At 65.3% G+C, this 6,591-nt stretch carries 9 protein-coding genes; 3 read left to right on the top strand and 6 right to left on the bottom strand.

Features of this window, described 5'->3' with window-relative positions:
• Positions 1 to 369, top strand: a 369-nt coding sequence (locus RR928_RS13245) for an isochorismatase family protein (protein ID WP_332682859.1), incomplete at its 5' end; no start/stop codon positions are given.
• Positions 370 to 400: 31 nt separating this feature from the next.
• On the opposite strand, the gene RR928_RS13240 is transcribed toward RR928_RS13245, so the two are convergent.
• Positions 401 to 730: a DUF4148 domain-containing protein gene (locus RR928_RS13240; RefSeq protein WP_332682857.1), complete on the bottom strand. Its 330-nt coding sequence runs from the start codon at positions 728 to 730 to the stop codon at positions 401 to 403.
• A gap of 169 nt (positions 731 to 899) precedes the next feature.
• Between RR928_RS13240 and RR928_RS13235 the strand changes: the two genes are divergently transcribed.
• The gene (locus RR928_RS13235) at positions 900 to 1,337 is read left to right on the top strand and encodes a winged helix-turn-helix transcriptional regulator (RefSeq protein WP_332534193.1); all 438 of its coding nucleotides are present in this window, start codon (positions 900 to 902) and stop codon (positions 1,335 to 1,337) included.
• Between the two features lie 117 nt (positions 1,338 to 1,454).
• On the opposite strand, the gene RR928_RS13230 is transcribed toward RR928_RS13235, so the two are convergent.
• The 5 genes from RR928_RS13230 to RR928_RS13210 form a co-directional block, all read right to left on the bottom strand.
• Positions 1,455 to 1,664: a hypothetical protein gene (locus RR928_RS13230; RefSeq protein WP_332549471.1), complete on the bottom strand. Its 210-nt coding sequence runs from the start codon at positions 1,662 to 1,664 to the stop codon at positions 1,455 to 1,457.
• 66 nt (positions 1,665 to 1,730) lie between these two features.
• Entirely contained in the window at positions 1,731 to 2,894 is a 1,164-nt protein-coding gene (locus RR928_RS13225) for an acyl-CoA dehydrogenase family protein (protein WP_332534191.1), read from the bottom strand.
• A complete protein-coding gene (locus tag RR928_RS13220; protein WP_332534190.1) occupies positions 2,891 to 3,301 on the bottom strand; it encodes a cupin domain-containing protein in 411 nt (136 codons plus the stop codon). The genes RR928_RS13225 and RR928_RS13220 overlap by 4 nt, the downstream gene beginning before the upstream one ends.
• A gap of 13 nt (positions 3,302 to 3,314) precedes the next feature.
• Positions 3,315 to 4,550, bottom strand: a complete 1,236-nt coding sequence (locus RR928_RS13215; protein ID WP_332682854.1) for a CaiB/BaiF CoA transferase family protein — start codon at positions 4,548 to 4,550, stop codon at positions 3,315 to 3,317.
• On the bottom strand, positions 4,547 to 5,509 hold the full coding sequence (locus RR928_RS13210) for a Bug family tripartite tricarboxylate transporter substrate binding protein (protein WP_332534188.1): 963 nt from the start codon (positions 5,507 to 5,509) through the stop codon (positions 4,547 to 4,549). The genes RR928_RS13215 and RR928_RS13210 overlap by 4 nt, the downstream gene beginning before the upstream one ends.
• 157 nt (positions 5,510 to 5,666) lie before the next feature.
• Between RR928_RS13210 and RR928_RS13205 the strand changes: the two genes are divergently transcribed.
• Positions 5,667 to 6,554 (top strand): LysR family transcriptional regulator, encoded by an 888-nt coding sequence (locus RR928_RS13205; RefSeq protein ID WP_332534187.1) that lies wholly within the window; start codon positions 5,667 to 5,669, stop codon positions 6,552 to 6,554.
• Positions 6,555 to 6,591 lie beyond the last annotated feature (37 nt).

The following is a 6,591-nucleotide window of genomic DNA, read 5'->3' as shown; positions in this document are numbered from 1 at the left end:
CAGATCAATGCCTGGGACAACGAGGACTTCGTCAAGGCCATCAAGGCCACGGGCAAGAAGCAGCTGCTGATTGCCGGCGTGGTCACCGAAGTCTGCGTGGCTTTCCCGGCGCTGTCGGCCATTGAAGAAGGATTCGAGGTGTTTGTCGTCACCGACGCGTCGGGAACCTTCAACGAACTCACGCGCCAGTCCGCCTGGGACCGCATGTCGTCGGCGGGCGCGCAGCTCATGACCTGGTTCGGCGTGGCCTGCGAGCTGCACCGCGACTGGCGCAACGATGTCGAAGGCCTGGGCACGCTGTTCTCCAACCACATTCCCGACTACCGCAACCTGATGAACAGCTATGCCCAGCTGACCGGGCGCAAGTAAGCGCCAGGCGCGGGCATGGTGCGGCCCGCGCTCACTGTTGCGCCAGCGCCTTCTGGACTTCGCGCTGGAACTCGTCGCTGGCGCGCAGGCGCAGATATTCCTGCTGCGCCGCGCTGTACTCCGACGACTGCAGGCTGTAGGAGCTGTGCAGCGGCTCGCTGCGGTCCAGACCGGCGCGGCGCCACAGCGCCAGGTCGGCAATCACTTCCGCGCGTGCGGTCGCGGCATCGCGTTGATCGACGGGCTTTTGCTGGGCCTGGACCGGCAGGATGAAGGCAAGCGACAGCGCGAGCGAAGTCGCCAGCGACGGAAGCACGCTGTGGGCGATGGCGCGAGAAGCTGCGTTCGAAGGGGTGGCCATTTTCATTTCCTTTTCGTTTGATTTGACATCTTTGACAACCGCAACACCTTGCCTGGACGCAGAATGCGCAGGCGCCCATGGCGTTCTCCATCAGCCGAAGTGGCTTTGCTGGACTGGCTGTGGTCTGGATGTTAGTATCGAAACAATAGTGAGTCAATACTAAAACGATATGGACTTGAAAAATTCTGCCGATTGCCCCTGCCCGATCGCCCGCAGCCTCAATCTGCTGGGCGACGCCTGGAGCATGCTGATACTGCGCGATGCCAACGCGGGCATGACCCGCTTCGAGCAGTTCAAGAAAAGCCTGGGCATCGCGCCCACCATGTTGACCAAGCGGCTGGCCGTGTTGACCGAGGAGAATCTGCTCGAAAAGCGCCAATACTCCGAGCGTCCGCCGCGCGACGAGTACGTGCTGACCCAGGCAGGACGCGATTTCCTGCCGGTGCTGCTGCTGATTGGCGCCTGGGGGCGCAAGCACCGCGGTTACGGCTCCATGGTGCGGCTGCTCGACGCAGAAACCGGCACCGAAATACAGCCCCTGGCCATCGATGCGGCCACGGGGGCGGAACTGGGCACGCGCGCCATCAAGGCCGTCTACCCGGAGTGAGCCTGCGGCCCCGTCCCGGGCCGCCATGAAAGCCAGGCGAAAAAAAGCGGCGAGTCCACAACGGGATTCGCCGCTTTCTTGCGCGATCTGCGGATCGCGGCTGGCTCAGACAAGGCCTCAGTCAGCGAGCACGACACCCAGCTTGGCGAGCTTGGCGGCAAGCACATCGCGGCGACGCGCCGCCTTGGCCGCGGTATCGCTGGCCGCCTTGGCGACCGCCGGGCCCTTGGAGGATGCAGCCTGCACCTTGGCGGCCTTCATGGCAGCCTCGGCGGCGACCTTGCGGTAGCTGGCAATCAGTTCGGCGTGGGCAATGGGTTGGTTCACAGGTATTTCCAGGTTCTAGACAACCCGCATTGTGGCCGCAAAACGCCGGCGGCCACCGCTGCAGGCTCAATAGGACTTGGGCAGCCCCAGCACTTTCTCGGCAATGAAGCACAGGATCAGCTGCGGGCTCACGGGCGCCAGGCGCGGAATCCAGGACTCGCGCAGATAGCGCTCGACATGGTATTCCTTCGCATAGCCCATGCCGCCATGCGTGAAGATGGCGTTTTCACAGGCGTGGTAACAGGCCTCTGCGGCCAGGTACTTGGCGCTGTTGGCTTCGGCCGCGCAGGGCAGGTGCTGGTCGTAGAGCCAGGCGGCTTTTTGCACCATCAGGTGGGCGGCTTCGAGTTCCATCCAGGACTTGGCCAGCGGATGCTGTATGCCCTGGTTCTGGCCTATGGGCCGGCCAAACACTTCGCGCTCGTTGGCATAGCCCGCGGCGCGCTGCAGCGCCGCACGCCCCAGGCCCACGGCCTCGCTGGCAATCAGGATGCGCTCGGGGTTCAGGCCGTGCAGGATGTAGCTGAAGCCCTTGCCTTCCTCGCCCACGCGGTCTTCCACGGGAATGCGCAGGCCGTCGATGAACACCTGGTTGGAGTCCACGCACTTGCGGCCCAGCTTCTCGATCTCGCGCACTTCCACCTTGCTGCGGTCCATATCGGTGTAGAACAGGCTCAGGCCTTCGGTGCCCGTGCACTCCTCTATCGGCGTGGTGCGCGCCAGCAGCAGCATCTTGTTGGCCACCTGGGCGGTGCTGATCCAGACTTTCTGGCCATGCACCACGTAATGGTCGCCGTCGCGCAGCGCGCGTGTCCTGAGCTTGAGCGTGTTGAGCCCGGTATTGGGTTCGGTCACGCCAAAGCAGGCGCGGTCGGTGCCGGCGATCAGCGGCGGCAGCCAGCGCTGCTTTTGTTCATCGCTGCCGAACACCACCACCGGGTGCAGGCCGAAGATGTTCATGTGCACCGCCGAGGCGCCCGACAGGCCGGCGCCGGTGGCGGAAATCGTGTGCATCATCAGCGCCGCCTCGCTGATGCCCAGGCCGGCGCCGCCATAGGCCTCGGGCATGGCAATGCCCAGCCAGCCCGACGCCGCCAGCGCCTGGTGGAAATCATCGGGAAAGCCGCCTTCCTGGTCCTTGCGCAGCCAGTAATCGGCGTCAAAGGGCGCGCACACGCGCTCGATGGCGTCGCGGATCTGCTCCTGTTCGGAGCTCAGGGCGAAGTTCATTGCGCGGCTCCTTTGGCCATCAGCGCGGCTGGGCGTATCACCTTGTCGGGCGATTCGCCGTAGGGCGGGCTGTAGATCACCAGCAGCTTCACCGGGCTGTCGCTGGTCACGGTGAAGACATGCATGGCGTCGGCGGGAAAAAAGCAGGTGTCGCCGGGCACCATGTCGAACGCCTGGCCGGCGACCTCGACATGGGCCGTGCCTTCGAGCAGATGGCAGGCCTGCTCTATGCCGGGATGGGCATGCGGCAAGGCGCCGCCGCCCTTGTGCAGCGTGCCCAGCAGCACTTCCATCTGCCGCGCGCCCACGGTCTCGGGGCCGATCAGCCGCTGGTTGAAAGTGTGATGGTGATTGGCGGGCTGGTAGGCCGGCACATCGGCGCTGCGCACCAGGTAGCTGGGATTCATGGGGATCTTTCCTTCAGGGTTCGGTGCGGCAGGCGCCCTGCGCCAGCAGCGCGTCTATGCGCTCGCCGGTATAGCCGGCTGCCTGCAGCAGTTCGCGGGTGTGTTCGCCCAAGCGGGGCGCGGGAGAGAACCGGCGCGCGGGCGGCGTCGCCGACCACTTGGTGGGATGGGCCAGGGCATGCATGGCCCCTTCGCTGGGATGCACGCTGTCGCTGACAAAGCCCGTGGCGCGCAACTGGGGATTGGCCAGCAGGTCCTGCGGGCTGTTCATCGGCATGTTGGGAACGTCGGCCGCATCCAGCAGCGCGCGCCATTCCTGCGTGGTCCGGGTGCGCATCAGGCGCGCGACTTCGGCATAGACCGCATCGATGTTCGCGGCGCGCGCGCTGTGCGTGGCAAAGCGCGGATCGCGCGCCAGCCCTTCGCTCTCGTCCATGGCGGCAAAGAATCGCTGCCAATGCTGGTCGTTGTAGATCAGCACGCACAACATGCCGTCGCGGGTCGCATAGGGCTTGCGGTGCGGCGTCAGCAGGCGCGCGTAGCCGGGCTTGCCTATCGGTGGCTCGAACGTCAGGCCGGCCATGTGATCGCCCAGGATGAACTGCGCCATGGCCTCGAACATCGGCACCACCACGGCCTGGCCCAGGCCCGTCTGGCCGCGCGCATAGAGCGCCGCGGTGACCGCGTAGACCGCGTGCAGGCCCGTCACGCGGTCGGCCAGCGTGGTCGGCATGTAGGCGGGCTCGGGCGCGCCGTACTGCTCCATGAGCCAGGGCACGCCGGTCGCGCCCTGGATCAGGTCGTCATAGGCCGGGCGTGCGGCGTCGGGCCCATCCTGGTCGAAGCCGCAGCAGCTCACATGGATGATGCGCGGGCTGCGCTGGCGCACCGCGTCATAGTCCAGCCCCAGACGGACCAGCGCCTGGGGCCGCACGTTGCTGATGAACACATCGCAGCTTTCGGCCAGCTTGAGCGCGGCTTCGCGGCCCTCGGGCTGCTTGAGGTCCAGCACGATGCTTTTCTTGCCTGCGTTCGCATGCAGGAAGATGGGCCCCATGCCCGCATGGCGCATAGGCCCGACATGGCGCATGTTGTCGCCTTCGGGTGTCTCGACCTTGATGACCTCGGCGCCGAGCTGGGCTAGGATCTGGGTGGCAAAAGGCCCCATCACGACCGATGTCAGGTCAAGCACCTTGACGCCGGCCAGCGGTCCGGTGGCGGCGGGGGAATGCGCTGCAGTCATGTTCATTCGGCGCGTATGCCGGCCTGCTTGACGAGCGTGCTCCAGTGCGCGAGCTGGTCGGCCACGTACTTGGCGAATTCCTCGGGCGTCCTGGTCGGCCAGGTCTCGAAGCCCAGCTGGGCCAGCGATTTCTGCACCTCCCTGTCGGCCAGCACTTCCTGCAGTTCCTGGTTGAGCTTGTCGACGACGGGCTTGGCCATGCCTGCGGGGCCGAAGATGCCGTTCCAGGACGTCAGATCGAAGCCCGGCACCTCCTTGACGATGGGCACGGCATCGGGCATGGACTTGAGCGGTTCCTTGGTGGTCACGCCCAGCACGCGCACGCTGCCCGCGTTGATCATTCCCATGCCCGAGCCCAGATCGACCACATACATCTGCACCGAGCCGCCAATCAGATCGGTCAGCGCCTGCGGGCTCGACTTGTAGGGAATGGCCACCACGTCCAGGCCCAGAATCCGCTTGATGGTTTCCGAGGCCACCAGCGAAGTGCTGTTGGGCGTCGCATAGGAGAATTTGCCGGGGTTGGCCTTGACCTGCTCTATCCAGCCCTTGAGCGTCTTTGCCGGGTCGTTCCTGCCCACGACCAGCGCGAACGGCAGTTCGCCCACGCGCGCCACCGGCGTGAAATCCTTGATCGGGTCGTACTTGAGATTGGCAATCAGGCTGGGGTTGGCCGAGTGCGAGGTATTGGTCGTCATGAACAAGGTGTAGCCGTCGGGCTTGGCCTTGGCGACGAACTGGGCGGCGATCTGGGCGTTGGCGCCGGCGCGGTTGTCGATCAGCACCGGCTGCTTGAGGCGCTCGCCGAGCTTTTTGGCGACGATGCGCGCCACGGCATCGGTGCCGCTGCCGGCGGCAAACGGCACGACCATGGTGACCGGCGCGGACGGGTAGGTCTGGGCTATTGACGCTGCAGCCGCCAGCAGGCTGGCCACCAGGGTCAGGGCCCGGGGAAAGATTTTCATGCCGTGTCTCCTTTTGTAGTTCGAATGCGCAGCGCCCTGTCAAGCGATGCAGCGCCATCTTCATGGGCACAACCATTCGCGTCCAATCCTCAATTTGGCTAGAGTGATTCTTTTTGAGAATCGTTGAAGGTGCTCAAGCCTTCGATCGCCCTGCCCCATGAAGCTTCACTTTCTGCGCTACTTTGTCGTCCTGGCCGAAGAGCTGCATTTCGGCCGCGCGGCCAGCAAACTCGCGATCACCCAGCCGCCGCTGAGCAGCGCCATCAAGTCGCTGGAAGAGGAACTGGAAGTCAAGCTGCTGATACGCGACAGCAAGCATGTGGAGCTGACCCAGGCCGGCGCGGCGTTTCTGGAGGAGGCACGCCAGATCCTGGAACAGGTGGCGCGGGCGTCGAATGTCGCCAGGATCGTCGGCCGGGGAATGCGCGGGCGGCTCGATATCGGCATGACCGGCTCGCAGGTCTACCGCGAGGTTCCGGCCATCGTGCGGCAGTTCAACGCCGAGACGCCCGATGTCGACGTGGTGCTCGGCGAAATGTCGAGTGCCGACCAGGTCAACGAACTGCTGCGCGGCCAGATCCATGCGGGCTTTGTCAATGCCTCGGCGGTGCCGCCGCAGCTGGCATTTCTGCCCATGGCGGAAGATGAATTCCTGATCTGCCTGCCCGAAGACCATGCGCACGCACAGTGCGAGGCCATCGAGTTGACGCAGCTGGTCGACGAGCGCTTTGTGATGTTCTCGCGCGATGTCGCTCCGGCCAACTATGACAACGTGATTGCCATCTTCTCGCGCGCCGGAATCCACCCGCGCCTGGCCCACGCCGCGCGCCAGTGGCTGACCATCGTGGCCATGGTCGCCAAGGGCCTGGGCGTGTCCGTGGTTCCGCGCTCGCTGGCGCAGTCACGGGTGCACGGCGTGCGGTTCGTGAAGATCAAGGGCGAGCAGGTGCGGGCCCCGGCCATGCTGGTCTGGAATCCCGCCTACTGCCCGCCCACGCTGCGCAGTTTCATCGAGTGCGCCGAGAGAATCCTGCAGCCGCGCTGAGCGCGCCACGCCAGGAAGTGCGGCCCACGGCCAAGGC

This window comes from Comamonas sp., from assembly GCF_036666375.1.
GTDB lineage: Bacteria > Pseudomonadota > Gammaproteobacteria > Burkholderiales > Burkholderiaceae_C > Comamonas.
The sequence above is the reverse complement of the archived record's forward strand: the minus strand, read 5'-3'. Positions and strand labels throughout refer to the sequence as shown.

Bases quoted from the DNA above. Each gene is read 5' to 3' on its own strand.
- RR928_RS13240 (WP_332682857.1), bottom strand. From the start codon at position 730: ATGGCCACCCCTTCGAACGCAGCTTCTCGCGCCATCGCCCACAGCGTG.
- RR928_RS13235 (WP_332534193.1), top strand. From the start codon at position 900: ATGGACTTGAAAAATTCTGCCGATTGCCCCTGCCCGATCGCCCGCAGC.
- RR928_RS13225 (WP_332534191.1), bottom strand. From the start codon at position 2,894: ATGAACTTCGCCCTGAGCTCCGAACAGGAGCAGATCCGCGACGCCATC.
- RR928_RS13220 (WP_332534190.1), bottom strand. From the start codon at position 3,301: ATGAATCCCAGCTACCTGGTGCGCAGCGCCGATGTGCCGGCCTACCAG.
- RR928_RS13215 (WP_332682854.1), bottom strand. From the start codon at position 4,550: ATGAACATGACTGCAGCGCATTCCCCCGCCGCCACCGGACCGCTGGCC.
- RR928_RS13210 (WP_332534188.1), bottom strand. From the start codon at position 5,509: ATGAAAATCTTTCCCCGGGCCCTGACCCTGGTGGCCAGCCTGCTGGCG.
- RR928_RS13205 (WP_332534187.1), top strand. From the start codon at position 5,667: ATGAAGCTTCACTTTCTGCGCTACTTTGTCGTCCTGGCCGAAGAGCTG.